This is a genomic window from Fusobacteria bacterium ZRK30, from assembly GCA_024628785.1.
In the GTDB taxonomy this organism is placed as follows: domain Bacteria; phylum Fusobacteriota; class Fusobacteriia; order Fusobacteriales; family Fusobacteriaceae; genus Psychrilyobacter.
The window spans coordinates 1,258,787-1,284,182 of the sequence record CP102405.1 but is presented as its reverse complement, the minus strand read 5'-3'; the positions used below and the strand labels follow the sequence as shown (position 1 = coordinate 1,284,182).

The 25,396-nt window shown below is 31.7% G+C and carries 21 protein-coding genes; 4 read left to right on the top strand and 17 right to left on the bottom strand.

Annotated elements, in window-relative coordinates; genetic code table 11:
- Window positions 1–477: 477 nt before the first annotated feature.
- The gene (locus tag NRK67_11225; GenBank protein UUV17860.1) at window positions 478–1,851 is read right to left on the bottom strand and encodes an alanine:cation symporter family protein; all 1,374 of its coding nucleotides are present in this window, start codon (window positions 1,849–1,851) and stop codon (window positions 478–480) included.
- A gap of 301 nt (window positions 1,852–2,152) precedes the next feature.
- On the opposite strand from NRK67_11225, the gene NRK67_11220 reads away from it, so the two are divergent.
- Window positions 2,153–3,532, top strand: coding sequence for a tyrosine phenol-lyase (locus NRK67_11220; GenBank protein UUV17859.1), 1,380 nt, complete (start codon window positions 2,153–2,155; stop codon window positions 3,530–3,532).
- A gap of 332 nt (window positions 3,533–3,864) precedes the next feature.
- Here the strand turns inward: NRK67_11220 and NRK67_11215 are convergent, their stop codons facing one another.
- The 4 genes from NRK67_11215 to NRK67_11200 all read right to left on the bottom strand — a co-directional run bounded on the left by NRK67_11215 (window position 3,865) and on the right by NRK67_11200 (window position 8,614).
- Window positions 3,865–4,368 carry a helix-turn-helix transcriptional regulator gene (locus NRK67_11215; protein UUV17858.1) on the bottom strand — a complete coding sequence of 168 codons (504 nt, stop codon included), beginning with the start codon at window positions 4,366–4,368 and terminating at the stop codon, window positions 3,865–3,867.
- A 265-nt stretch (window positions 4,369–4,633) separates the two neighbouring features.
- Window positions 4,634–6,001 (bottom strand): magnesium transporter, encoded by a 1,368-nt coding sequence (gene mgtE / locus NRK67_11210; protein ID UUV17857.1) that lies wholly within the window; start codon window positions 5,999–6,001, stop codon window positions 4,634–4,636.
- Window positions 6,002–6,016: 15 nt separating this feature from the next.
- Complete coding sequence (locus tag NRK67_11205; protein ID UUV17856.1) at window positions 6,017–7,753, bottom strand: hypothetical protein; 1,737 nt, start codon at window positions 7,751–7,753, stop codon at window positions 6,017–6,019.
- 87 nt (window positions 7,754–7,840) lie between these two features.
- On the bottom strand, window positions 7,841–8,614 hold the full coding sequence (locus tag NRK67_11200; protein UUV17855.1) for a YlmH/Sll1252 family protein: 774 nt from the start codon (window positions 8,612–8,614) through the stop codon (window positions 7,841–7,843).
- A gap of 222 nt (window positions 8,615–8,836) precedes the next feature.
- Between NRK67_11200 and pssA the strand changes: the two genes are divergently transcribed.
- A complete protein-coding gene (gene pssA, locus NRK67_11195; GenBank protein ID UUV17854.1) occupies window positions 8,837–9,535 on the top strand; it encodes a CDP-diacylglycerol--serine O-phosphatidyltransferase in 699 nt (232 codons plus the stop codon).
- 55 nt (window positions 9,536–9,590) lie between these two features.
- Here pssA and NRK67_11190 read toward each other — a convergent pair whose 3' ends face one another.
- Window positions 9,591–11,060 carry a GGDEF domain-containing protein gene (locus NRK67_11190; GenBank protein ID UUV17853.1) on the bottom strand — a complete coding sequence of 490 codons (1,470 nt, stop codon included), beginning with the start codon at window positions 11,058–11,060 and terminating at the stop codon, window positions 9,591–9,593.
- A gap of 321 nt (window positions 11,061–11,381) precedes the next feature.
- On the opposite strand from NRK67_11190, the gene NRK67_11185 reads away from it, so the two are divergent.
- Window positions 11,382–12,695 (top strand): MATE family efflux transporter, encoded by a 1,314-nt coding sequence (locus NRK67_11185; protein UUV17852.1) that lies wholly within the window; start codon window positions 11,382–11,384, stop codon window positions 12,693–12,695.
- Between the two features lie 74 nt (window positions 12,696–12,769).
- Here NRK67_11185 and NRK67_11180 read toward each other — a convergent pair whose 3' ends face one another.
- The 10 genes from NRK67_11180 to NRK67_11135 all read right to left on the bottom strand — a co-directional run bounded on the left by NRK67_11180 (window position 12,770) and on the right by NRK67_11135 (window position 22,339).
- A complete protein-coding gene (locus NRK67_11180; protein UUV17851.1) occupies window positions 12,770–13,468 on the bottom strand; it encodes a radical SAM protein in 699 nt (232 codons plus the stop codon).
- 61 nt (window positions 13,469–13,529) lie between these two features.
- On the bottom strand, window positions 13,530–14,273 hold the full coding sequence (locus NRK67_11175; GenBank protein UUV17850.1) for a queuosine precursor transporter: 744 nt from the start codon (window positions 14,271–14,273) through the stop codon (window positions 13,530–13,532).
- Window positions 14,274–14,529: 256 nt separating this feature from the next.
- Window positions 14,530–16,713 (bottom strand): PBP1A family penicillin-binding protein, encoded by a 2,184-nt coding sequence (locus NRK67_11170; protein ID UUV17849.1) that lies wholly within the window; start codon window positions 16,711–16,713, stop codon window positions 14,530–14,532.
- Between the two features lie 6 nt (window positions 16,714–16,719).
- Window positions 16,720–17,763: a 23S rRNA (adenine(2503)-C(2))-methyltransferase RlmN gene (rlmN, locus tag NRK67_11165; GenBank protein UUV17848.1), complete on the bottom strand. Its 1,044-nt coding sequence runs from the start codon at window positions 17,761–17,763 to the stop codon at window positions 16,720–16,722.
- A 159-nt stretch (window positions 17,764–17,922) separates the two neighbouring features.
- On the bottom strand, window positions 17,923–19,050 hold the full coding sequence (locus tag NRK67_11160) for an alanyl-tRNA editing protein (GenBank protein UUV17847.1): 1,128 nt from the start codon (window positions 19,048–19,050) through the stop codon (window positions 17,923–17,925).
- 36 nt (window positions 19,051–19,086) lie between these two features.
- Complete coding sequence (locus NRK67_11155) at window positions 19,087–19,641, bottom strand: DNA-3-methyladenine glycosylase I (GenBank protein UUV17846.1); 555 nt, start codon at window positions 19,639–19,641, stop codon at window positions 19,087–19,089.
- Between the two features lie 107 nt (window positions 19,642–19,748).
- Window positions 19,749–20,186 (bottom strand): hypothetical protein, encoded by a 438-nt coding sequence (locus NRK67_11150; protein UUV17845.1) that lies wholly within the window; start codon window positions 20,184–20,186, stop codon window positions 19,749–19,751.
- A 36-nt stretch (window positions 20,187–20,222) separates the two neighbouring features.
- On the bottom strand, window positions 20,223–21,041 hold the full coding sequence (locus NRK67_11145; protein ID UUV17844.1) for a DUF4037 domain-containing protein: 819 nt from the start codon (window positions 21,039–21,041) through the stop codon (window positions 20,223–20,225).
- Window positions 21,028–21,813: a GNAT family N-acetyltransferase gene (locus NRK67_11140; GenBank protein UUV17843.1), complete on the bottom strand. Its 786-nt coding sequence runs from the start codon at window positions 21,811–21,813 to the stop codon at window positions 21,028–21,030. The genes NRK67_11145 and NRK67_11140 overlap by 14 nt, the downstream gene beginning before the upstream one ends.
- 1 nt (window position 21,814) lies before the next feature.
- Complete coding sequence (locus NRK67_11135; protein ID UUV17842.1) at window positions 21,815–22,339, bottom strand: hypothetical protein; 525 nt, start codon at window positions 22,337–22,339, stop codon at window positions 21,815–21,817.
- A gap of 256 nt (window positions 22,340–22,595) precedes the next feature.
- On the opposite strand from NRK67_11135, the gene NRK67_11130 reads away from it, so the two are divergent.
- Window positions 22,596–23,081, top strand: coding sequence for an NAD(P)H-dependent oxidoreductase (locus NRK67_11130; GenBank protein ID UUV17841.1), 486 nt, complete (start codon window positions 22,596–22,598; stop codon window positions 23,079–23,081).
- A 151-nt stretch (window positions 23,082–23,232) separates the two neighbouring features.
- Here NRK67_11130 and NRK67_11125 read toward each other — a convergent pair whose 3' ends face one another.
- Window positions 23,233–25,368, bottom strand: coding sequence for a diguanylate cyclase (locus NRK67_11125; GenBank protein UUV17840.1), 2,136 nt, complete (start codon window positions 25,366–25,368; stop codon window positions 23,233–23,235).
- Between the last annotated feature and the right edge of the window lie 28 nt (window positions 25,369–25,396).

The following is a 25,396-nucleotide window of genomic DNA, read 5'->3' as shown; positions in this document are numbered from 1 at the left end:
TAAAAAATTATTTTGGAGGTAATAAAAATGAAAAAAACAAATTCAAATTTCTTTAATTTATTAAAAAAATATTTCATGCAAAGAGATATATTTTAATAGTTTAATCTTACAAAAAATTTAATTATTAGGAGATGATGTAGATAAAAGTCCAAACCTTAAAAATAAAATTTAATAGATCACATTAAAAAATGAGAATTTTCTTTTAAATAAATTCTCATTTTTTTAATTTTATCTCAAATTCTCTCACAGCAAGTTCTAAATCTTCTTTCTTTGAAAATAGATGAGGTATTCTAATTCTGCAATATTTTTATACTCATTCTAAAAAGTTTTGAAACTTCTCTGATTCTGAACTTATTTTCATGGTACTTCCTCCGTAATGTTTTATCTATGTATTTCATCTAAGAATAACCCCGATTCAGTATTAAAACCAACAAAAAGGAGTTCCCCCTATGTTATGTTGGGTGAACTCCTAATGTGTTATGACTGCTCTATTTCATTAGATTTTTTAGTCTCAGTCTTAGGATCCATATGATTTTTTTCATAATCAGCCAAAGAATCTAAAGCTATTTTACCTAGAGGAACTATAGCAAAAAGATTTAAAACTGTCATGAGCCCTACCCCCATATCTGCAAGAGCCCAAACAAATAAATATTGGCTTAACCCTCCTACAAACATCATCAAAAGAGCAAAAGTTTTATAAACGTTTTGAGCGAACTCTCCCTCTATAATGAATGATACATTTGATTTTGCATAGAAAAGTATTCCTAAAAAAGTACTAAAAGCAAATAATAGGAGAACAACAGCAATAAATATTACTCCAAATTCCCCTAGATGGTCTCTCATAGCAGCTTGTAAAAGGCTCATCCCAGTTTTCCCTTGAGTAACTGTTTTATCTGCAAGTAAGATAACAAATGCAGTTGCACTGCATATAACAAGAGTGTCTATAAAGACTCCTAAAGACTGTATTAATCCTTGTTTGGCAGGATGACTAACTTCCGCGGCAGCAGCGGCACAAGGTGCACTTCCACTTCCAGCTTCATTGGAGAATAATCCTCTTTTTATCCCTGCAATAATAACAACTCCAAGTCCACCACCAACGACCTGCTGTATCCCAAAAGCGTTTGAAAAAATACTAATAAGTACACTAGGGAGAAGAGTTATATTTTTTATTATTATGAAAACAACAATAAATGCATAAGCTCCTGCCATTATTGGAACTAATTTATCTAAGACTCTAGCAGTTTTGTTACTTTTTCCAAATATGACTACAGCTGCACATATTACAAGAATAGAAACGCTGTAGATCCTAGGGATATCAAAAGCATTCTCAAATGATTCGGTAACTGAATTTGAAACTATCTGACTTATACCAGCCCAACAAATAAGCCCTGAGATTGCAAAAAGTATTCCCATCCATCTTTTGTTTAAAGCCTTCTCCATAAAGTAAGCAGGTCCTCCCCTGTATCCTCCATTTGGGTCTTTTCCCTTATAAATTTGAGCTAGAGTACTTTCGATAAATGCAGAAGAAGAGCCCACTAGTGCAACAACCCACATCCAAAAAACAGCCCCAGGTCCTCCTATAGAAACAGCCGCAACGACTCCAGCCAAATTTCCTGCTCCGATTCTCGATGCCGTAGATATACAAAAAGCCTGAAATGATGAAACAGTATTCTCATCTTTAGATTCATTTTTTTCTAAAATAATTCTAACCATTTCTTTGAATAATCTCACCGGCATAAATCGAGTTTTAATTGTAAAGTAAAGTCCCACAGAAAGTAACATAACAGCTAAAAGGTTTTTACCCCAAAAAATTCCATTGATAAAATTAACAACATTTTCCAAATAATTCAATATTCTTCACCACCCTTTTCAACAAAACACAATAAAAAAATATAGCCTCTGAAATGTGAAACGATATTTTTGTATAATAATATATCAAAAAAAATATTATTATACTTTGTTTTTACCTCAAAAAAAATCAAAAAGCAATTTTTTTATAACTAATAACGAATAAAAAATGTTTTTTCACCCTTGACAAATAAAAAAAATAGAGCTATATTAAGAATCAAGGACCTATATCAGTAATTAAAATGCATTAAAATATCGTTTTTAGTATCGTTTTAAATTTGAAAATATATTTAGGAGGTTTTTTATGAAAAAAAGATTTATGCCAGAACCCTTTAAAATCAAATCTGTGGAAACTATGACCTTGCCAAATGAAGAGCAAAGAAAAAAAGCTATTGAAGAAGCTGGATTCAATACTTTTTTATTAAAATCCAATGAATGTTATGTGGATCTATTGACGGATTCAGGAACCAACGCCATGAGTGACAAGCAATGGGCAGGTCTTATGGTGGGGGATGAAGCCTACGCCGGCAGCAAGAACTTCTATCATCTCCAGGATACAGTAAGGGAATATTTTGGTTTTAAGCATATAATTCCTACCCACCAGGGAAGAGGAGCAGAAAATATTTTATCCTCTCTGACTATTAAAGATGGCGACTGGGTTCCTGGAAATATGTATTTTACGACGACTAGATTTCACCAGGAAAGAAATGGAGCAAAATTTAGAGATGTTATCTGTGATGCTGCACATGACCCTGACAGGGAAGATGTTCACTTTAAGGGAAATGTGGATCTGAAAAAATTCCAGGATCTTATAGATGAAGTAGGAGCAGATAAGATTCCGTATATCTGTCTGGCTGTTACTGTAAACCTAGCTGGTGGTCAGCCGGTTTCTATGCAGAATATCAAAGAAGTTTCTGAGTTAGCTCATAAAAATGGTATTCTTGTGATGTATGATGCAACCAGATGTGTGGAAAATGCTTATTTTATAAAAGATTTAGAGGAAGGATATGCAGATGTTTCCATCAAAGATATAGTACATGAGATGTTCTCATATGGAGACGGATGTACAATGAGTGGAAAAAAAGATTGTATCACAAATATTGGTGGATTTCTGTGTGTAAATGACGATGATCTATACACTCGGGCAACTGCCATGGTAGTTCAATTTGAAGGTATGCCAAGTTATGGAGGGTTAGCAGGAAGGGATATGGAAGCTATGGCTATAGGGATCAAAGAAGCTATGAACTATGACTATATCAGTCATAGGGTAAATCAAATCAGATATCTGGGAGAAAAGCTGGCTGAAGGAGGAGTTCCTATGGTAAAGCCATATGGAGGACACGCTATCTTCTTAGATGCCAGACAATTTTTATCTCATTTAGACCAAGAAGAATTCCCTGCTCAAGCATTGGCAGCAGCTATCTATGTAGAATCCGGTGTTCGTTCAATGGAAAGAGGAATAATCTCAGCAGGAAGAGATGCTGTGACTGGAAAAAATCATAAACCTAAATTAGAAACTGTCAGACTTACTATTCCAAGAAGAGTTTATACGTATGCTCATTTGGATTATGTCGCAGAGACTATTATAGACCTATACAATAAAAAAGAAACCATTAAAGGATTAGAATGGGTATATGAACCATCATGCTTGAGATTCTTTACTGGAAGATTTAAACAGAAATAATAAAATTCCTTCTAGTATCTGCATAAATCAAAAAGCTACAAATAATATATGAATTTAAAATCAAAATTTATTTAGTGATTTGTAAAGGTTTTATTTTAAAAAAATGCCACCTATTTTTAAATAGGTGGCACATCTATATAAAATAATAAGGCGGTGAAAAATATGTTCCCAGTTAAATTTAAGCTAAAACTTTTTCTCACATTATTTTTTTCTATTCTAATGGGATATTTTTACTTTGTTTTACATTCATTTACCCATGGATTGTTAACAGGAATCTTAATCTATTGTGGGATCTATTTTTCCTCTCCCCCAAAAAGAAAGTAATTTAATTTTTATTTTTTATATTTTATATTTTTAGATAAAGAGATGACCACTAAATCTTCTCCTTCCTCTGTAAGAGTTGGTTCTTCGACATTAAATATATCCCCATTAGAATCCCTCTCATAAAATTTAATAATATCAAAGACTTTTCTAGAATCTACTTCAACTATAATTAATTCACTTAAGAAATCCTTGAATAACCATCTTCTAAATTCATCAAAATTATCAAAATAAAATTTATTTTTAATACTTTCAAGGTAAAAAACTCTAAGAGGTCTTTTAGAATGATCTCTTTCTTTAGAATCTACCACAAATAATCTTTTTTCAAAGAGATTTAAAAGTTTAGTTGCAAGATCTAAAGTTATTCCTTTTTTCCCATTTTCAAAATTACAGACACTAGCCTGCCCTGTCCCAATTAAATCTGCAACTTCTCTTTGTGTAAGATTTGATTTTTCTCTAAAATCTTTTAAAAGTTTTCTAAAAAATACATTTAAATTTTGTCCTCTTCTATTCAAAACAGCACCTTCTTTTTAGTATTATATTGGACCTTAACAGGTCAAAGTATGTGTATTATAACACAAAAGAACCTTAATAAATAATTTTTTTCTATCCTCTATAATTTTTTTCTTAATAATTTTTCATAGTGTTTCTCTCAAAAATTCATATTAACGTCAATAATTTTATCACTTAATCCTCATTTTTAACTACTGAATCTATATTAAAATTTTTAATAATTTTAATAATTATTATAACCAACCTCTCTCAAATTAATACTTTTACCTAAAAAATGAAAAGATTAGCTAGCCCCAGGAAGATTAAGAAGCCTAGAGCGTCTGTAATCATCGTTAGAAGTATAGAACTTCCAACTGCCGGGTCCGTCTTCAGTTTCTTTAATAGCAGTGGTATCAAAGTCCCACAAAGTCCTGCTATTGTGAAGTTCATAAATATAGCAAAGGACATAACCAGAGATATTTTAGTATTTTTGAACCACATATATGATCCAAGACCCACAAGAGTTGCAAATATCAGACCATTTAGAATAGCTACAATTATCTCTCTTAGCAAACTCTGATCCCAGTTTGTATCATCTACATCACCCATAGCCATCTGTCTTACCATTACTGTAAGAGCCTGATTACCTGTATTACCTCCCATACTGGCAACTATAGGCATCAGAACAGCTAGAGCTGGCAACATTTCTATGGTCGTCTGGTATCTGGCAATAACAGAAGCTGAAAAGAAAGCTGTACACATATTTAAAAATTGCCATTTCCCTCTTTTTCTGGAGATATCTATAGCCCTTCTCTCTCCTTCTACATCGTCATCTACTCCGGCCAGGTTATAGATCTGTTCCGTTGCCATCTCTTGTAAAAGGTCATAGATATCATCGGCAGTTATCCTACCCACCAGATAATTATCATTATCTATTACAGGTACAACTTGAAGGTCATACTCCTTAAACTCCATTACTACCTTCTCGATATCTTCCTTATCGTTTACATATCTCGGCTTGTATTTTTCAGGACGTTTACTTATTATCTCTTTAAAACTTTTATCAAAGTCAAATAACAGCATATCTTCTAATTGTACTGTAGCTACCAGATTATTATAATCTCCTAAAATAAAAACACTGCTTACATTCTCCAGCTCCTCACTGTACTTTAGCTTCCTTAAATTTTCAATGGTTTCCCTAACTGTTTCATTATGATTAGCTGCAAAAAACTCAGTCTGCATGTAGGCTCCAGCTTCATCTTCCTCATACCCTTTAAGTCTTTGGATTTCTTCCTGTTCCTTATTGTCTAATCCCGCTAAAATACTCTCTGCTAACTCTTCATCCAATTCCTCAATATCCTGCATAAGGTCAGTTGCGTCATCTGAATCCATCTTCTTAATCGTTCCGATCATCTTTTTCAGACTTAAAATCTGCAAACTTTCCTTTAACATTCTTTCATTGAATGTTTCCAATATATCTCCTAGGATATGTGTTGGCATCCTCTTAATATATTCGGAGAATCTCTCCTCATCCAACCTTCTCATACGTTTAAAAATTTTAGACAATTCTGAATAATGCAGATCCGCCTTGACTTTTTGATGCAGATATCCTTCTAAGCTGTCTACCAACTGTTGTATTTCTTTTTCTTTTTGCATAATTTCACCCTCTTTTTAGTTAAAAAGATTTTTAAGGCCGTCTCCTAATCCATCGATTAGATTTCTTGTACTTTTAGAATCCTTATTTGATTTTGTTTCTTTTTCTAAACTCTTTAATTCCTTTGAACTTTCACCCATTATCTTTCTTAATTCCTCTACTTTTTCTACCTCTATATTCAATTCCTCTGTATATTTTTTTACCTCCTCATCTATCATGAGTTTTGCCTCTACCTTATATTTCTTTATATTTTCATCTAAAACTTCCTTTATCAAACCGGATAAAATAGTTCCTATATTTGTATCAAACTCCAATTTTTCTTTTGCTCCATCATAGGTATAGTTAATAATCAACTGATCTATCCCCTGTAAACCTTCTCCTAATACCTCTTTGATCTTCGGATCCATCTCTAACTCATTGGGATTAATTTTTAAATTATTTAAAACCACTCTGCCATCTAGGTCTAATATTTTATTTTCGTAACTCATATTATAACTTAAATTCACCTTACTTCCAACTATTATAATTAAATTTTTATTTTCACCTATCATTTTATCATCTATTGTTAGTCCAGATAGATTTAATTTAATCTCTGCTGTCTCTGTTTCTCTGTTTAACTCTCCACGGATATCACCTTTAATAGTCTTATCATCTGCATCCAAATTAAATTTTATGGGATTTGGAGTAATCCCTGCCTTAGAGGTGATATCTTTGACCCCACCCTTTAAAGTATAATCTAGATGTTTAAATGTTAAACTTGCATTTTTCAACCAGAGATCATAACTCTCTTCCTTAGGTGCCTCATCTTGTTTGTTAAGCCCGTTAAAAAAGTCTACATTTTTTCCTATGTACTCCTCTAGATAGTTGTTTAAAATGAGATTTATCTCTGATTTCAGTTGCTCTTCATTCCACCCTACTATATCCTTAAAAGGATCTTCGCTATTAATATATCCAAAAGCTTTATCCTGTATATCTTTAATAACTTTTATATCCTTATCAAACTGTTTTTTATCCTTTTCAGCTTCCTTTACCAGGCCATCTATCTCATCAATCAGGTCGTTTAATTTATCCAGTTCATTCAGTAGTTTCAATGGATCTTTCTCATCTTTTATCCTTTCTTCCACTACTTTATATTTAGCCTCTATATTTTTTAATCTGGCTTTATAAGTTTCTTCATTTAATTTCTTATTCCAATGGGTATAAATTTTTTCTACTTTTCCCCTCTCAGCTTCATATTCCTTAACTATTTTAATATTTAAATCGTCTAAAATTTTCTTATAATTGTCTCCGCTTAGATCTATATCTAAACTGCCCAGATCTAATTTTCCCTTCTTTTTCTCCTCACTTCCATCAGCATCAAAAATATCCTCTGAAGGAGTAATTAATTGTGATTTTTCAAGTGCTCCATCAACTGCTCTGGGTGTGAATATCTCAACCAGCCCCAGAGTGGCGTCATCTATTATTATGAGTTTTTTTAGGAGAGGTTTATATTCTATCTCCAAATTAATTTTTTGAATATCTCCTATATTTCTCATAGTATTATTCTTATCAGTAATTTGAACTCTGCCAACTTTCAGGTTACCACCAAATAAATCTAAATCTACATTATCTATATCTATTTTAGCACCATATTTTTGACTCCCTATCCTTTCACCAAAATACTCTATGAGAGTGTTTCTAAAAAGATATACTCCTAATACCACTAAGACTATAGTTCCTATTATTATTCCCAATATTTTTTTTATTTTTTTCATCTTTCCTCCTTTTGCCAACAATAAAATAACTCTATGAATAATTTATCAATTACCTCATTTTTTCCCCAGTATAGATTCTTAATTATTCTAAATATATTTTTTAAATTTTCCCTTGATCTTCCCTTTTTTTGTCTCCCCTTCACTCCCTGCAAATATATGTTTTCCATATTTTCTGATAGAAATAACATCTCCTTCTTTAACAGTCAATGATTTGTTGGTTTTCAATCTATAGTTTACCATAACCTGGGAGGAGTTTATCAACTTTAGGGCATCATTTCTAGAACCACTTATAAGTGCCGAAACAATTACGTCCAATCTGTAGGAGTTTATCAGATATTCCTTCACTTCAAATTTATACTGAGGAATCTCCATGTCTCCTATCTCCTCTATCTCTACCTTAGATCTTCCAATACTCAAAAGATTAAGTTTTAAAAATTCAAATAACCCATCAAAAACAATCGTATAACAAGTTTTATCTTCCACTATAAGATCTCCTAATTTTTCCCTCTTTATCCCTGTAGATAAGATACCGGCCAGATAATGTCTGTGTTCTAAGCTATCAAATTTAGAAGTGGTTTTTATAGCTATTAGTTTAGAAGGAAATTCCACCCTTTCATCGGAATAATAACTTTTAAAAGCTGCCATCTTCTTTTCACTCTCCAGAGAAAGCCCCTTTACCTCTACCAGCACTCCTAATTCAGCCTCTATCTCAATTAATTTTGACCAAATTTGAGGTGATAGAAATATATCTGTATACACTATTCCATCTATTTTTTTACAAAGTTCTATCTTGTCGTAGATACTAGATATAGTTCCTTCCTCTTCATCTATAAAGTAATTTTTAAATTTTTTCTTATCCATTTCCCCTCCATATACTCTATCTAAATTAAGAACTCATAAACTATAAAAATTTTAGAAAACAAATCCAAAATTTAAACCTTATAGATCTATTAGTTCCTTGTGAAAAAACAGTAGTTTTCATTTAAGTATTTTTTAGTATAATTGATTTTATATTATTTGTATGGTAAAATCAATTGTTATTAAATTTTATATTATATTATTACAGATAGAAAAGGAGATTTTATGAACAAAATTGAAAGAAAATACATTCTGCCCAACGCCATTACAGCCACTAATATGTTTCTAGGTTTCTTGAGTATTACCATGTCCATCAAAGAAAATTACAACCTAGCTGCATGGTTAATTTTATTAGCTATGGTTTTTGATGCATTAGATGGTCTTACTGCTAGAAAATTAAATGCCTTCAGTGAATTTGGTAAAGAATTCGATTCATTTTGTGACTCTGTATCCTTTGGACTTGCACCTGGTATATTAATTTTTTCAGTCTTATCAAATACAGCAAATAATTTCCCTAAGGAACTTATTACACCCCTTGCGTTTATATATGCCCTTGCAGGAGTAGTTAGACTGGTTAAATTTAATGTAGTCACTACTGCCAGCGACAGTAAAGACGACTTTAGTGGAATGCCTATTCCAAACGGTGCAAATTTAGTAGTATCTTATTTCTTATTTGCTGAAGCTACTGGATTAGGAGTAGATCCAAAAATATTAGCTATAGTTGCCTTAGGTTCAGCAGTTCTTATGGTAAGTACAATTCCATTTAAGATACCACAAAAAGTATTTAGTTTTATACCTAAAAAGATGATCTTATTTGTAGCAATAGCTATCTTAGGTACAGCAGAATATTCGTTATTCCCATTGGGGCTATACTATGTTTTCGCTAACTTATTTACTTTTTTCAGCTCTAAAGATCAAAACTAAATTATATTTAAAAGATAGAAAAAATGAGTGGTTTCCCGCTCATTTTTTTATTTTCCTACTTTGTATATTCTTTAAAGATCATCTTATTTTTTCCAGTTTTTTTAGCCAGATAAAGGGCTTCATCTACCATTACGAAATAAGATTCAATTGAATTTTTAGGGACAAACTCCAAGACTCCTATACTTATAGTCAATGGAACCCCTTCCCTGTCTGTAGGTATCCCCAGTTTTTCTACTCTTTTTTGTATATTTTCAACCGCTATTCTGGGTTCATCTTTATTACAGTTCTGCATTCCCCCAATAAATTCATCACCTCCATAACGTGCTATATAACCCATCTTGAGCTCTTCCTTCAAAATTTCAGCCACCTTTTGAAGGGCAATATCCCCTTGAATATGCCCAAAATTGTCATTGATTCCTTTGAAATTATCCAGGTCAAATAAAAATATAAATATTTTCTTCCCCTCTAATTTAGCCCCCTCTATCTTTTTTTCAAAAGCTTCATAAAAATGCCTCCTGTTACAAAGACCGGTAAGATGATCCCGCTCTGAATATTCTTTCAATAGATTATTTGTTACCTTCAATTTTTCATGTTCCAAGGTATTATTTAGTGCAATAGTCATAAAAGAGATCAATTCCCGGCATACATCAAGTTCCTCTTTCTCAAAACTTACTCTCTCATATATCTGATATGTAAAACCTCCAATTACTTCCTCTTCCATTAAAAGGGGGGCACAATAGACGCACTTAGGGACTTCCCCTACCAGAAGACTGGTATCCCTGTCTATTATATCTTCTTTTATCACTTCATTTTTTGCGTAAATTGATTCTATCATAAAGCTATTTTTTTTAGAGTAAGGTATATCACCAAAATCTAACTTTTCACCAAATTCATAACAAAATCCATCTTTTAACCTTTTATTTTGTATATCATTTATAAATATCCCTATGGCACACTCACCATAATTTTTTCTCATTATAGTATAAATCCTCTGGGACATCTTTTGCACTGAGGATGTAGAAACCACTGCCTTACTGGCTTCTTTAACTATGGAACGCTGTTTCAGTAATTTTTTTACCCTTTCATTACTTTCTCTTAACAGTTCTTTTTCCTTTTCTTTAAAAAAAAGTACTCCTATCATCTTCTTTAAAATCGCAACTTTTTTTAGAATTTCTCCTGCAAAAATACCTTTTTTTCTACTCTCCAAAAAAAATATTCCCACAACCTCTGCATCTAAAGATATAGGACAATAATATACAGACTGTTTTCGGTCATCATCTAAGATCATACTGCTATCAATATAATCATTTATGATTATCTCTTCTTCTTTTTCTATACATTTCTCAATTAAATTTTTATTGCTATTTATCTTTTCAACCCATTGGTTGTCCTTTATAGAATATTTAAAAAGTATTCTGTCGCTGTCTTTTTCATAGTATACAATTCCCATTGTACTTATCTTGTCATATGTATATATTATCTCATAGAGTTCCCACATAATTGTTTTAAGGTTTTCATCAAACATTTTTTCCTCCCTAGTCAGCCTTAAATAATTTTATTTTCATTCTATTGTAACACCCTTATTTAAAGTAAATCAAAATTTAATTGTAATCTATTGGTGATTCTATTCAAACTGCCCAGAAAGTATTTTTCTTATTTTTAAGTCACAGATCTTCTTTTTCAAAATCAATTCTCAATATGTATTCAGGTAACTGCTTTCTAATTTCAATATTTTGTTCAGATAAAATTTGAATACTTTTATCCATTTTAAATCTTTTCTATTTTTCTCTTGACTATATAGTCAACTATATAGTTTATACTATAAATATATTAAGGAGGACATTTTATGAAAAACGAATCAACAACAAAAACATTTTTTAAATTTGCTATTCCAAGTATCATCGGTCTTCTAATAGTTTCTATGCAGACTATGATTGATGGGATGTTTGTAGGAAATTTTGTAGGACCAAGGGGGCTTGCGGCTATAAACTTAGCTATGCCCTATGTAAATACACTAACCAGTATAGCCATGATGATTGCTATAGGTGGATCGGTTGTAGCTAATATCCAAATGGGAAAAGGTAACACTCAAAAAGCAAACGAGATCACTAGTTTTATCTTTATATCTTTTCTTGCTATCATTAGTGGTTTATCTTTATTTAGTTTAATCTTTATAGATAAGATAATAATTTTCCTTGGAGGAGCTACACTTTTTAATTTAGTCAAAGGTTATTTATTTCCAATTCTTTTATTTGCAATTTTTTTTACCGGGCCAATATTTACAGAAACTTTTGCAAGAATCGGTGGAAAACCAAATGCTATCTTTTTAAGTGGATTTACTTGCTGCCTTTCTAATATCATATTGGATTACATCTTTATTGTAAAACTTGGCTGGGGAATAGAAGGGGCCGGCTGGGCAACTATTTTGGCTAATTTATTTGGAACAATGGCACTATTTGGGCTATTTTTTAAAGGCAGGTCTAAAATCCAGCTTTGTAAACCTAAAGGAGATTTCACACTATTAAAAACAGCACTCTATAATGGGAGCTCTGAGATGTTATCAGTTATATCCACTGCAATAGCAGCATTTTTATTCAATAGAATTATAATGGAATATATTGGTGAACTGGGTGTTTCCGCTCTCACTATTGTATTTTATGTAAATAACCTCGTAAATATAACATTATACGGACTCTCTCTAGCTCTTCAGCCGATTGTTTCTTATAATTTAGGTGCAAACAGGCCTGATAAAATAAAAGAAATTTTGAAAATTTCACTTTTTACTGGAGCTTTTGTAGGTATTTCTGCTTTTTTTATAATGAAGTTCAACAGTGTGTCACTTATAAGTTTATTTACTAAAGGAAATATTGAACTGACTAAGTTAGCATTAACAGCCACCAGTTATTTTATCTTAGCTTACTTCATTTCATTTATAAATGTAATTGCTTCTGCATTTCATACAGCCATTGAAAAACCATTTGAATCAGCATTGATAGCTCTTTTACGTTCTCTTATATTTGTATCGATATTTTTATTTACACTTCCTCACTTTTTCGGTGACAAGGGAATCTGGCTGGCTATTCCTCTTTCCGAAGTTTGCTGTCTAATTGTAAGTTATTGTCTGACAAATAGATCAATAAAAAGTTTAAAATTAGCTTAAATAAAAAAGACTGTAGAATTTTTCCTCTACAGTCTTTTTTTATTCTTTTGACACCTTATTCCATTTAAAATATTTTACTGTTCAAATACTCCTAAATCTTTATTGTCATATAAAAGTTCCACACGGGGATCAGCCTTTAAATAACTATAGTTTTTCATAAGCCATTTAACCAGATCCTTATCCTGCTTTACCTCGGTTCCATTGTCTATAAATACATTTATGGTTATCTGTTTAAAGTTTTCCAGTCCTCTCTCTATATCTTTAGCTATCATTTCCTCAGTCTGGCCTACAGTACAAACCAGTAAACAAGCTGAATAAAATTCACTGCTTAATTTTTTTAAGATACCTTCGTCTATCACAAAGTTTTTACCGTAGGAATTTATCCTGTACTTGTCATCAAAGGTTTCAACTCCTATACGGAATCTTATTTCTACCCCATCAAAATAATCTCTGATCTCATCCAATCTTTTTATATAACCGTAATAGGCTTCAAAATATAAGATCTTTATCTTCTTTTGCTTGACAACTTCCCTGATTTTTTTTAGTGTTTCAGAGGGAATTTCAAAAACAGAACCAGAGTTTATAACTTCTAATACTCCAAATTCTCCGGTTACTTCCTTTAAAACATCAAAGTTAACCTCATTTATTTTTCCTTCATCTATAGAATTATCTTCTATATAGTTGCAAAATTTGCATTTCCCATAACTGCAGGGAAAGCTTTTAAGGAGTACTATTTCTCTAATATTTTTATCTAAAACCTTATTATATCTCATGTTCCACCTCTACCTTTATATTCTGTATTTTTCACTTATTTAAAATAATAATCATATTATTTTAACTTTCCATTTTTAATTTTCCATCTTCAATTGCCGTCTCTCTATGCATCTTTTTAGCCAGATATAAAAATGGTGTATCAAAGGTTGCTATTACAATTTTCATCAGATATGTAGTTGTAAATATCTCTAAACATGTTTTAAAATCATAAAATCCCGCATATGAGAATCCTAAAAAGTCAAAACTTAGGTAGAAAGCTAAATACGTAAAGATTGCTGTGTCTACAAATTGACTCAGCATCGTACTACCGTTATTTCTAAGCCAAAGATGTTTATTTTCTGGAAATTTTTTCTTGAGTTTTTCAAACAGGTGGATATCTATATTTTGTGACATCCAGTAACATATAAGTCCCACTGCTGTAAACCTGGATAATGGTCCAAACAATGTTTCCATAGCCACCTGTGAATAATCAGCTGTACTAGGCTCAAAAGCCACTGAAACTTGGAGTAATATAGTAGCTGCTATATTACTTAAAAGTCCTATCTTGGCTCCTTTGGCTGCTGCCTTCAATCCATATTTTTCTGATAATATATCTGTCACCAAAAAACTTGATGCAAACATTATATTTCCTAAAGTAGATGACATCCCGCCTATCTCTATAGCTTTATTTACCTGTATCTGAGCCAATATTATAGTTATCGGTATATAAGCATAGAGACCATTCTTACCATAAGCCCTATAAAAATATAAGATAAATCCAAAGTTAACTAACAACATTACAAACCAAAGTATTATATTTTGCATATTTATTTCTCCTTTTTATTCTTTACACTCTATTATTTGGGCTGACTTTTGACTGCCCCAAATACCATTTCTTAATTTTTTTGTCTAAGATCTCCCTCTTATTTCTCTAAATATAAAAGGAGGGATAAAAAATCCCTCCTAAAAGTACACCAAAAAAAGCGTAGATTTGTTTCGACCTCTACACATAGTCTTTGGTTTTTTATAGATGGATTTTTCGAACATCTACCACAAAAGTGGATTTAAATATTTAATTTTTTTAATTCCCAAAGAGATCTTTAAACATAGAATCAGAGTTTATATTTTTTTTATTCTGTTCCATATTTTTTTTTGATTCCCTTGTTTCTTCTACCTTATCCATCATAATTTCATTGGATTCTATAAAAAAATCATTGAAATCTGAGTTATATATCGAAGCCATCTCTACTGGTTCGGTTCCTTTTTTAAATAAAGCCCACCTCTTATTCCATCCAGATGTAGAATCTGCTAATCTACCATTTTTAGAATCGATAAGTACCTTACTCAATTTACCATTTTTTAAGCCATCAGTAATATAATTAAACTCCTTACCGGTATCATACCCATCATCTACCAGCATTTGATAGTAGTTTCCCCATAATTTGGCTGTGAGGCCTCCTCCAGTAGCTGATTTATCCATAGGTCTGTTATCATCATATCCTATATAGACTGTAGTAACATACTTAGGAGTTATCCCAGCAAACCAAGCTGTTCTCTGCCTGTTGGTTGTACCGGTTTTTCCCCCTTGCACAATGTTTTTTCCATCTTTTTTAACTCTGGCATTTCTACCACTTCCAAGGTTTACAACATCTTCCATCATATGAGTAATGAGAGCTACATCTTCACTTTTGAAAACTCTCTGCTGCTTTGCTTGTTCCTGATATATTACCTTTCCATATCTATTTTTTATCTGGGTAATAAACTGAGGTTTAACCCTATACCCGCCATTTGCAAATGGCAGGTATAAACTTGAAAGTTCATATGGAGTCACTACCATTGTTCCAAGTGCCGCTGTTAAATTTTGAGGGATCTTTATATCTTCTCCACCTGCTAATTTTACAGTTTCACCTACATTTTTAAGCCCAACTTTTTGCAATGTTTTTATTGCAACTATATTTATAGACCTTTCCATTCCTTCTAAGAGGGTGAAATTTTTTCTGAAATTCCCCCCATAGTTTCTTGGTTTCCACTCCCCAAATTCCAGCGGAGTATCTTCAATCACCGTATTCATAGGATAACCAAGTCTCAAAGCTGTGAAATATACAAATGGTTTAAAGGCTGATCCTGGCTGCCTTTTGGCATAGATAGCTCTGTTGTAATCTCCAGATTTAAAACCTTTTCCGCCTATAACTGCTCTTACATAACCTGTATCAGCTTCTATAGTGACCATTCCGCCATCTAAACCTTTTTTTTCTTTTAATGGCTCATAATTTTCAAATGTTAATTTAGCTGCCTTCTGCATCCCTATATCCAAGGTCGTATAGACTTCTAATCCCTCTTCGTATATTTGCTTTTCTGTAAATAATTCAAATAATTTTTTTTCTACTATATTGGTAAAATCAGGAGTATTATAGCTCCTTTTTTTACTCACACTCTTTATTACAGTAACATTTAATTTGGATAATTCCTCTATAGACAAGTCTTTCAACTCATCTGGCAGCTGCCCTTCATTATAAAATTTATGGGACAGTGCTTTTTGATATTCTTCTTCATCTATGAGGTTATATCTTTTCATTTGAACCAGAACTAATTTTCCTCTAGCTACTGCATTATTTAGATGCCTTCTAGGGTTATATTTATTAGGCCTGTTAGGTACCCCGGCTAAAAGTGCAGATTCAGCTATATTTATATCTCCCACAGATTTACCATAAAATGCCCTGGCTGCTGTTTTTACTCCGTAGGCCCCTGACCCAAAATATATCTCATTCATATATTTTTCCAGGATCTCATCTTTGGTATATCCTCTTTCCAATTCCACTGTAATTATAGCTTCTTTTACCTTTCTCATGATCCTTTTCTCATTGGTAAGAAAGGCGTTTTTAGCCAGCTGCTGGGTTATCGAACTGGCTCCCTGGGCTTTACTCATAGTAACTACATTTACTACCATAGCTCTTCCCATTCCCAAAACATCAAACCCATGATGACTATAAAATCTCCTGTCCTCTATAGCCACATAAGCATCTTTAAGAGATTTTGGCATCTCCTCTATAGTTGCAGTTTCTCTGATTTCCTTATAAAGAATATCTATTACTTCACCATTTGCATCATATATTTTACTTGGTACTACTGGGTTATACCCTTCTATTAACTGTCCCAGGTCCGGCAGTTCCCTATATGCTTTCACAATAAGAACTGTCGCTCCTACTCCCCCTAATATGAATAATCCTATAAATATAAATAATATATTACGAAATAATTTTTTCATAGTATCCTACCTTTTGTTTTTTTGTCTTAGTTGTCCACAAGCTCCATCTATGTCAGAACCTTTTTCTCCTCTAAAAGTTACATTGATCTTTCTTACTTCCTTCAATTGATTGTAGAACTTTTCAATTTTCTCCTTATCAGGTCTCTTATAGTCTGTCCCCTCTACTTCATTGTAAGGGATCAAGTTTACTATATGATCAAACCCATACATAAATTCAGCCAGCATATCAGCATCTCTCATTGAACAGTTGAATTCATCTATTAAGATATATTCAAAAGTAAGTCTTCTCTTTGTATACATTTGATATTGTTGTAAAGTTGTATATAGATCCTGTAATGGATATCTTCTGTTGATAGGGATGATCTCATTTCTCTTTTCGTCAGTTACTGCATGAAGTGAAACAGCTAATCCTATAGGCATCTTCTCTTGTAATAACTTTTCAATTCCTGGTACAATTCCAGAAGTAGATACTGTTATTCTTCTCTTTGAAATATTAAGTCCTTTTTCATCAGATAACATTCTTATAGATTTTATAGTGTTATTTATGTTTAATAATGGCTCTCCCATTCCCATAAATACTAAGTTATTTACTCCTTCACCTTTTTTAACTAATCTCCTATGGATAGTATATACCTGGTTTACAATCTCATGGTTGAATAAGTCTCTAGTATATCCACCTTGACCTGTTGCACAGAAACTACATTTTACAGGACATCCTACCTGACTTGAAAGACACACTGTATTTCTATCTTTATGTTTTAACAATACAGTCTCAATACTAGTTCCATCTTCTAATTTAAATAAAAACTTCTCTGTCCCGTCTTTTTTAGATACTTGGTGATCTAATAGGTTTAAATAAGGTATATAAGTTTTTTCTTCCAATAATTCCCTATTTTTTTTAGATATATTTGTCATATCCTCTATCTTTCTGGCAATTTTTACATGTAGCCACTCATATATTTGTTTTGCATTAAATTTTTTCATTCCTAAATCTATTACAACACCTTCTAATTCATCGTACTCTAACTCTAATAAGTTTATCTTATTCATTTTTCTCCTCCACAATCTTTATATTCATAATTTCAATTAAATTTTCATATAGTTACACGCTTTTTTTACCTACTTACTAACTTCCATATTATTCTATATTTTTATTTCAAAATTTCATTTTTTTGAAATATTATAAAAAATTTAATTTTACTCTTAATTTTAAAGTAATTTCATAAAAATATCAACTATTTTTTCTATATTTATATCTATTCTCAAATTAATTCTTGCGGAATTCCCGCCACCTTTTACAATATACCCTAGCTTTTCTAAATTATTCTTCAATTCACCACAGTTTATAGCCCTACTCATCACAGTAAAATTGCCATCTTCGCCATGTATAACAGAGTATTTTTCATTCCCTATAAACTTAGGAAAAAATTTAGTTACCGCATCATTTTTTTTATAGATAATTATTTTATTTTCACCTTGAATTTTTGCATTAACCTTTAATTTTTCACACAACAATTCACTGTAGTCGTGATACAGACTATTCAGTTCCTTAGCTTTAGATTTATTTTCTTCCAACAAACAATCTATCTTATCATTTATCTCTTCCACAGTAGAGCTCAGTTGAGTAGTAGATTTTTTTATTATATTATGTTTTTCATAATAATCTTCATAGGCTGATTTCCCTGCTTTATAATAGACACGAGTTATAGTTTTCTTTACTTTCTCATAATTTATAACTTTAAATAATCCGATCTCACTTGTTTTCTGGGTATGAAATCCGCCGCAGGCATTCATATCGAAATCTTCTATTTTTACAACCTTTATTTTCCCTACTATCTTATCACTTATAGATTTCCTGAGGGATTCTATCTGGCTGGCTTCCTCCCTTGAAAGTTCTAATACCTCTATCTTCATGTCTTTTCCGATTATCCTGTTTACCTCTTCCTCTAAATCCTTTATTTTTTCACTGTCTATAAGGTCTAGACTAGGGAAATCTACAGTAGAATATTCCTCTCCCATACGAAATCCTACAGTATCATAGTCGTATTTTTTCTTTAAATATGCCGATACTATATGCTGTGTTGTATGATTTTTCCCTATCTCACACCGTCTGTCCATATCTATAAGGTACTCATACTCTCCTAATTCTAATTCCATATCCAAAAAGAGATTGCCGTCCCTATCCACTTCCAATACATGAGCTTCTCCTACATTCCCTCTGTCTCCTAACTGGCCACCCTTACCATCAGGATAAAATTCTATACCTCCATCTAAGTATTCGACCACCGCTAAATATCTATCTTTTTCTTTTTTTAATTCTGTAATTTTTAGTTTCATATTTCCTCCTATATCTGACCTTTTTATTACAAATCTTTAGCTTTTTTTAAAAAAACATCCATCCACATGATCATCTACTACTCCTACTGCCTGCAGATATGCATAGATAATTGTAGTACCAATAAATTTAAATCCTCTTTTTTTCATATCTTTACTTATTATATCAGATAAATCAGTTTTTGCCGGGACTTCTTTTATATTTTTTACCCTATTTACTATCTGAGTTTTATCTGTAAAATTCCACAGATAGTTATAAAAACTGCCCCACTCACCCTGTATTTCTATAAACTTAATGGCATTGTTTATAGAAGCTCTTATCTTTAATTTATTTCTTACTATCCCCTTATTCCCCATCAGCTCTTCAAATTTTTCTTCATCGTATTCAGCTACTATATTATAGTCAAAATCATCGTAGGCTTTTCTATAATTTTCTCTTTTCTTCAATATAGTCAACCAATTCAGTCCTGCCTGGGCTGATTCCAAGACAAGAAATTCAAATAAGGTTTTGTCATCATAGACTATTTTACCCCACTCCTCGTCATGATATTTTTCATAGAGTTCATCTCCTATACACCAATCACATCTTTTCATCTTATCCCCCTGTATATTATTAAAAAAAAATCAATATCTATATTAATAGATAATATAAATTCTGCAATTTAAAAAAGGAAGCAGATATCTATCTGCTCCATTTTTAATTATTTCTCATCTATCTTTTTATACCTCCCCTCTAAAGTAGCACCTCCGGAGCAGAAAAAATAAAGCAGATTTCCGTCTTTTTCCTTTTCCATAAAAACTTTTAAAATTTCATCTTCTAAATCAAATAAAATAACTTTCTCATTAAATACTGATTTTAAAGTATTGCGCTCTACCATAATTCCCTCTCCATCAAAGGTACAGGTCGGCTTTTTTTTATCTGAACGAGATTTAACACTAATATAAACAGTATTATCATCTTTTTTACTAATTAAAACACTTATCCAGTCATAACCATCTGAATGCCTAAAATAACCTTCAGAGACATATTTTCCTAAAAATTTATCCATACCATTTTCTGGCAATCGATTTTTTTCTGAATTACAGGCTGAAAATAAAAAAGATATAAACAAAATGAACACAACATAATTTAGTTTCATATGGTCTCCCCTCTATCAATAATTTACAATATTACTTTAATCCACCATCAAATCCATTTTCCTCAATAATTTTTCCAGTCTATCGGTAATTATATCTAGTTTATCTATAATATCAAACTCCTTCCTATGAAGATTTTCAAACAGTTCCCTTATATCTTTGTCCATATTTTCCGGAAGATAGTCCAGCTGTTCTCCACTAATTTTAAGCAATTTTTTCTCTCCAGGATGGAGTTTCATGTTTATTGCAAAAATAATATCAAAATAACTTTCAAAAAATGCACTTATTCTGTGGTTAACACTTATAAAGTCACCCCTTTTTAAAGCCTTTTTTATTTGGTTGGTATAAGCAGGTATTATCTTATTTAAAAGAGGGAAATTTTTTGAAACTATATTTCTTTTCAATTGTTCCGGGTAATCAACATCAAACTTTTTTTGCAGCTGATTTAATTTTCCATTTCTATCATAGAGAATATCTGATTTTATAAGATTGGCCCAAAAACAGGTACTGTAACCTGTTGAAGCTTTGCATTTCACAACTATCTCTTCCAATACCCTTTCTATAAATTCTATATCTCTATATACAATATCCACCTGAACATTGATATCCTTGAAAAATCCCTGGTCTTCCTGCTCCCAGGTTGTATTGTTTAATTCAGCATAATTAAAATACTTATCCGCTATCTTTTCCCTGAATTCCAGTGGTATTTCCCCTTTAGAATATATATATAAATCATAGTCCGAATCACTATCAAAATTAGAAGTAGTCCTCGATCCCGATAAAAGAACGGCCTCTACCGACTCATGTTTTGAAAAATCATCTACCAGCTCCAGCAATATATCATCATATCCATTCATATTTTTTCACCCCTTTTAATTTTTCTATAAATTTCTCAAACTTTTTTTCAGACATTAATTCATGAGTTATAAATTCTCCATTATAATAAATCCCAAGGGTTCCAAAGGCACTCCCGGTTTCCTGGGCTTCCTCATAGCTTTTTAACTTTTTAACATTAAAGGGAATTTCACTTCTCATAGAAATTTCAGCAAGTAATCCTGCGTATTCTTCCATGAAGGGACATTGATTTGAATAGATATAAGTAAATCCTTTTTTATCTGGATAACAATTATTTTTTACACTGTCTGAAAATACTGGATTCTCTCCTTTCTTATTGAACTTTAATGCCAGTAATTCAAAATAAGGAGCAGCTGAATCGACCAATTCAAAACCGTGTTTTAAATAGAAATTTTTGTCAGTTAAATACGGTTTTACCTTTGCACTGGTAACCACAGCAACTCCATCCATTTTTTTTGTTTTTGCAGTTTTTATACATTCATTCAATAAGGCTGTCGCCGCTCCCTTGCCCTTAAACTTCCCCGAAACCCATAAACAGTTGATAACCATAAAATTCTTTCCCCTTATGGGTTTCCATACTTTTTCAATGGGCATATACTCAATAAAAACCTTACCTCTTTCATCGGACCTTTTAAAGACTAACCCTTCGTCAAATCTTTTTTTCATCCATTCTTTTTTCGACTGAGCCCTGTTTTTATTTTTTTTATCATTTCCAATGGCACAGCAGATATGTTCACAGTCTATATTATTTTTATCGATAGTTATCATTTTCATATTATTCCTCCCTCTTCAACCTCTTAATTAGTTTTTTTCCCCTGCTTATTAATGAGGGAGCCCCCTGTTCCATCATTTCTTCAATTAGTTTTATTATTTGGGATTTAAGCTGTTGATCTCTTTCAGCAAAATCAGCCAGTGTCTGCATCGAAAAAACCTTCACAATATTACTGTCAGTCATCCTTATATAAGATAATAATATCTTTATGATTTTATCCCGCTCTTTTCTGTCAATTTTTATATAGGAAAACATTTGAGCTGTATGCCACTGAACTTCCTGCTGTTTTATCTTTGAAATTTCATTAATTAATTCATATTTAAAAGGCTGAAGATATTCTGGATGTCTTGCAGATACCTTTTCAGAAACATCAGCAGATCTCATCCTAATAATCGGATCATTATTTAACATCCCTTCAAAAACTTCTCTGAACAAGGAGGGATTGTCTAAAATTTCTCGAACTACTTCATCTGATTTACCTATAGATCTTAAGTCGCCTCCCTTTAATTTTTTCAGTATCTGACCCACCTTTATCAACTCCTATTCCTAATAAAATAACCTAAATATATTTTAGAAAAAATTTAAGCCTTCCTCATCTAACAGTATACCCTGTTGAAAATAATAATCCAAAAGAATTAATAAGGTAAATATCCAGCTCCCTCCTCATAGTCCATATAAATTTTATAAATTTAGTTGACAAGGTTAAATTTATAATGAAGAATTTATTATAAGCCCTTTAATAATCAAGTATATAAAATAATTTATAATATGAGGAGGAAGATCTATGAAAAAAATTGTGATTTTTTATTCTTTTGAAGGTGATACAAAAATGATAGCTGAAAATATAGCCAAAACTATAGATGCAGATATTTTGGAATTAAAGCCAAAAGAAGATTTAAAGTCGAAAGGATTTATGAAATATCTACGGGGCGGGAAAGCGGCTATGATGCACGAACAGCCAGAACTGCTTCCTCTAGATAAAGATATCAGCAGTTATGACATTTTATTTATCGGTACACCTGTGTGGGCTTGGACATATGCTCCAGCATTAAATACTTTTTTTTCTGCCCACCTATTATCGGGTAAAAAAATAGCATTGTTCTGCTGCCACGGTGGCGGCAAGGGAAAAATATTTGACCATATGAAAGATGCGTTAAAAGACAATCAGATCTTAGGAGAGATCGATTTTCGAGATCCGCTAAAACATAACACCGATGAAAATATTGAGAAAGCAAGAAAATGGGCAGAAAATATAATGAATAATTTATAATAAGCATCAGCGGATTAAATCGCTGATGCTTATTATAATATACCTCTGCCTATACATATCTAATCCCTACTAGATATCCTTCAAGAGCTTATTCGGCTAATTTATAATAATATTTAATCCATTTTTTTCATCTCTACTATAAGTTGCAATATTAATCAGAATTAACCACCCTGTTTCTTCCATTATTTTTTGCCATATAAAGTCTCTCATCTGCTTTTTCAATTATCTTTTCAACAGATATTTTGTCTTTTTCTATTTCTTTACACTCTGAAATGCCGCAACTAAATGCCAACCTTATTTTATTTTCATAATATATAAATTCATGATCCCTGATAATATCTAAAATTCGTTCAATCGTTAATATGGTTTCATCTTTACTTATATTTTTTGAAATAATAATAAACTCCTCCCCTCCATAACGACCAAACAAATCATAAGGTCTTATATTTTTCTTTATAATTTGAGCAAATTCTCTGAGTGTAAAGTCTCCTGCCTGATGACCATATCTGTCATTTACACTCTTAAAATAATCTATATCTATTATAGAAACTGTAAAGTTTCTCTCTGTTCTAATAAATTCTAAAAATAAAAATTCTAATTGTTTAAAAATATACCTTCTATTATATATATTAGTAAGGGGGTCCCGTATAGAGATCTCTTTTATTTTTTCCTCCAGTTGTTTTTTTTCTGTTATATCAGAGTGTGTCCCAAACATTTTAACAGGCTGCCCCTCTTCATCCCATTCAATAACCTTACCCTTGGAAAGAACCCACATCCAGTCTCCATTTTTATGTTTCATCCTGAATTCAGCACTATAATATTTCGATACTTTACTAAAATGCCTTTTTAATGAATCATAGGATTTTTTTAGATCCTCCAAATGAGTATGTCTTATCCATGTTTCTATATGTATAGGCATCAATTCCTCCTTTGTATATCCAAAAATCTCTGTGAATCTTTCATTAACGACAAATTCACCACTTTTTAATTCCCACTCCCATGTTCCCAATCTGCTCCCCTCAATAACATTTTGTAATTTATTTTTTTGTTCTTCTATTTTTTTTGTCAGCAATATCTGTTCACTTATATCAGCAATAACTATTAAAGAGAACTTTTTCCCTTGGATTTCAATTATCTGTCCTGAAAGCAGTCCATCTAATATATTTCCATCTTTACACCTTACTTGAACTTCAAAGTCCTTTACTCTCCCTGAAATATTCAGTTTTTTAATAATTTGTTGTTGCTTTTTAGAATCTATAATAATTTTTAGTTCCTTATTCTTTTTCCCAATAAGCTCATCTCTCGAATATCCAAGTTTATCTATCACTGCTCTATTAATTTTCATAACCTTTCTATTTTTTAAATCACTAATTATCATTAAAACAGGGTTATTTTCAAATAATTTCACAAACTTTTGTAATGCCTCCTGCTCCTCTCTGAGATCCTTTGACAGGCAGAATAAACACTCCTGATTATCCCACTTTCCAAGCCATATTCTTGTTTCCACAGAAATATATTCTTTATTTTTACTTTGTAGTTCAATGGAACAATAGTTCTCATCATGAAAAGGTCTTAATTTAAAAAAATTATCAGCTTCCTCTCTCTTCTCCAGTGGATGAAGTTCAGTCATATTCATTTTATATAACTCCTTAGAGGAATATCCAAGTTTATTTGTTACTGCATCATTTGCATAGAGAATCTTCCCTTGCTGCTTATCAGCTATTACCACCAAGTCCTCTATGGTATTAAATAGCGATTCAAAATTATTATTTTCTGCATTGATCTTCTTCTGAAAAAAATGATCTTTATACGCAGCTGCAATTATATTTAAAATTGTTTCCAGAAGTCTTTTGTCTTTTTCAGACCACTTTTGTTTCTCCTCACATTCATCAAATCCTATAAATCCATATTTTCCCCCGCCAATATAAAGAGGTTTAACAATTATAGAAAGAATTCTCTGGGGGGTCAGTATATCTGCAATATCCGAAGGCAGGTCTTCTACATTCTCATAGTAGATATCCCCTTCTTTTAAAAAAAAATTTTTCCATGAGGGGACACTCTCATAGGGAATATCCTGTAATTCATTAATTTGAGGTATGATCCCGTCATTACACCATTCATATATATTGCTGGTAGTTGTCCCATCTTCGTTATCTAAAAAAATATATATCCTTGAAACTTTAAAATAATTCCCAATTTTATCCAGGGAATTTTTTATTTTAAAATCAAAATTATCAGATTTTATAAAAGTTAATGCTATCTGTGAAAGAAGTTTTAAACTCTCCATAACTACCACCCTCCTAATCAAACTACTG

Excerpts from the sequence above, each read along its gene's own strand:
- NRK67_11220 (UUV17859.1), top strand. The coding sequence starts at position 2,153 with ATGAAAAAAAGATTTATGCCAGAACCCTTTAAAATCAAATCTGTGGAA.
- mgtE (UUV17857.1), bottom strand. The coding sequence starts at position 6,001 with ATGCAAAAAGAAAAAGAAATACAACAGTTGGTAGACAGCTTAGAAGGA.
- NRK67_11205 (UUV17856.1), bottom strand. The coding sequence starts at position 7,753 with ATGAAAAAAATAAAAAAAATATTGGGAATAATAATAGGAACTATAGTC.
- NRK67_11200 (UUV17855.1), bottom strand. The coding sequence starts at position 8,614 with ATGGATAAGAAAAAATTTAAAAATTACTTTATAGATGAAGAGGAAGGA.
- pssA (UUV17854.1), top strand. The coding sequence starts at position 8,837 with ATGAACAAAATTGAAAGAAAATACATTCTGCCCAACGCCATTACAGCC.
- NRK67_11190 (UUV17853.1), bottom strand. The coding sequence starts at position 11,060 with ATGTTTGATGAAAACCTTAAAACAATTATGTGGGAACTCTATGAGATA.
- NRK67_11185 (UUV17852.1), top strand. The coding sequence starts at position 11,382 with ATGAAAAACGAATCAACAACAAAAACATTTTTTAAATTTGCTATTCCA.
- NRK67_11180 (UUV17851.1), bottom strand. The coding sequence starts at position 13,468 with ATGAGATATAATAAGGTTTTAGATAAAAATATTAGAGAAATAGTACTC.
- NRK67_11175 (UUV17850.1), bottom strand. The coding sequence starts at position 14,273 with ATGCAAAATATAATACTTTGGTTTGTAATGTTGTTAGTTAACTTTGGA.
- NRK67_11170 (UUV17849.1), bottom strand. The coding sequence starts at position 16,713 with ATGAAAAAATTATTTCGTAATATATTATTTATATTTATAGGATTATTC.
- rlmN (UUV17848.1), bottom strand. The coding sequence starts at position 17,763 with ATGAATAAGATAAACTTATTAGAGTTAGAGTACGATGAATTAGAAGGT.
- NRK67_11160 (UUV17847.1), bottom strand. The coding sequence starts at position 19,050 with ATGAAACTAAAAATTACAGAATTAAAAAAAGAAAAAGATAGATATTTA.
- NRK67_11155 (UUV17846.1), bottom strand. The coding sequence starts at position 19,641 with ATGAAAAGATGTGATTGGTGTATAGGAGATGAACTCTATGAAAAATAT.
- NRK67_11150 (UUV17845.1), bottom strand. The coding sequence starts at position 20,186 with ATGAAACTAAATTATGTTGTGTTCATTTTGTTTATATCTTTTTTATTT.
- NRK67_11145 (UUV17844.1), bottom strand. The coding sequence starts at position 21,041 with ATGAATGGATATGATGATATATTGCTGGAGCTGGTAGATGATTTTTCA.
- NRK67_11140 (UUV17843.1), bottom strand. The coding sequence starts at position 21,813 with ATGAAAATGATAACTATCGATAAAAATAATATAGACTGTGAACATATC.
- NRK67_11130 (UUV17841.1), top strand. The coding sequence starts at position 22,596 with ATGAAAAAAATTGTGATTTTTTATTCTTTTGAAGGTGATACAAAAATG.
- NRK67_11125 (UUV17840.1), bottom strand. The coding sequence starts at position 25,368 with ATGGAGAGTTTAAAACTTCTTTCACAGATAGCATTAACTTTTATAAAA.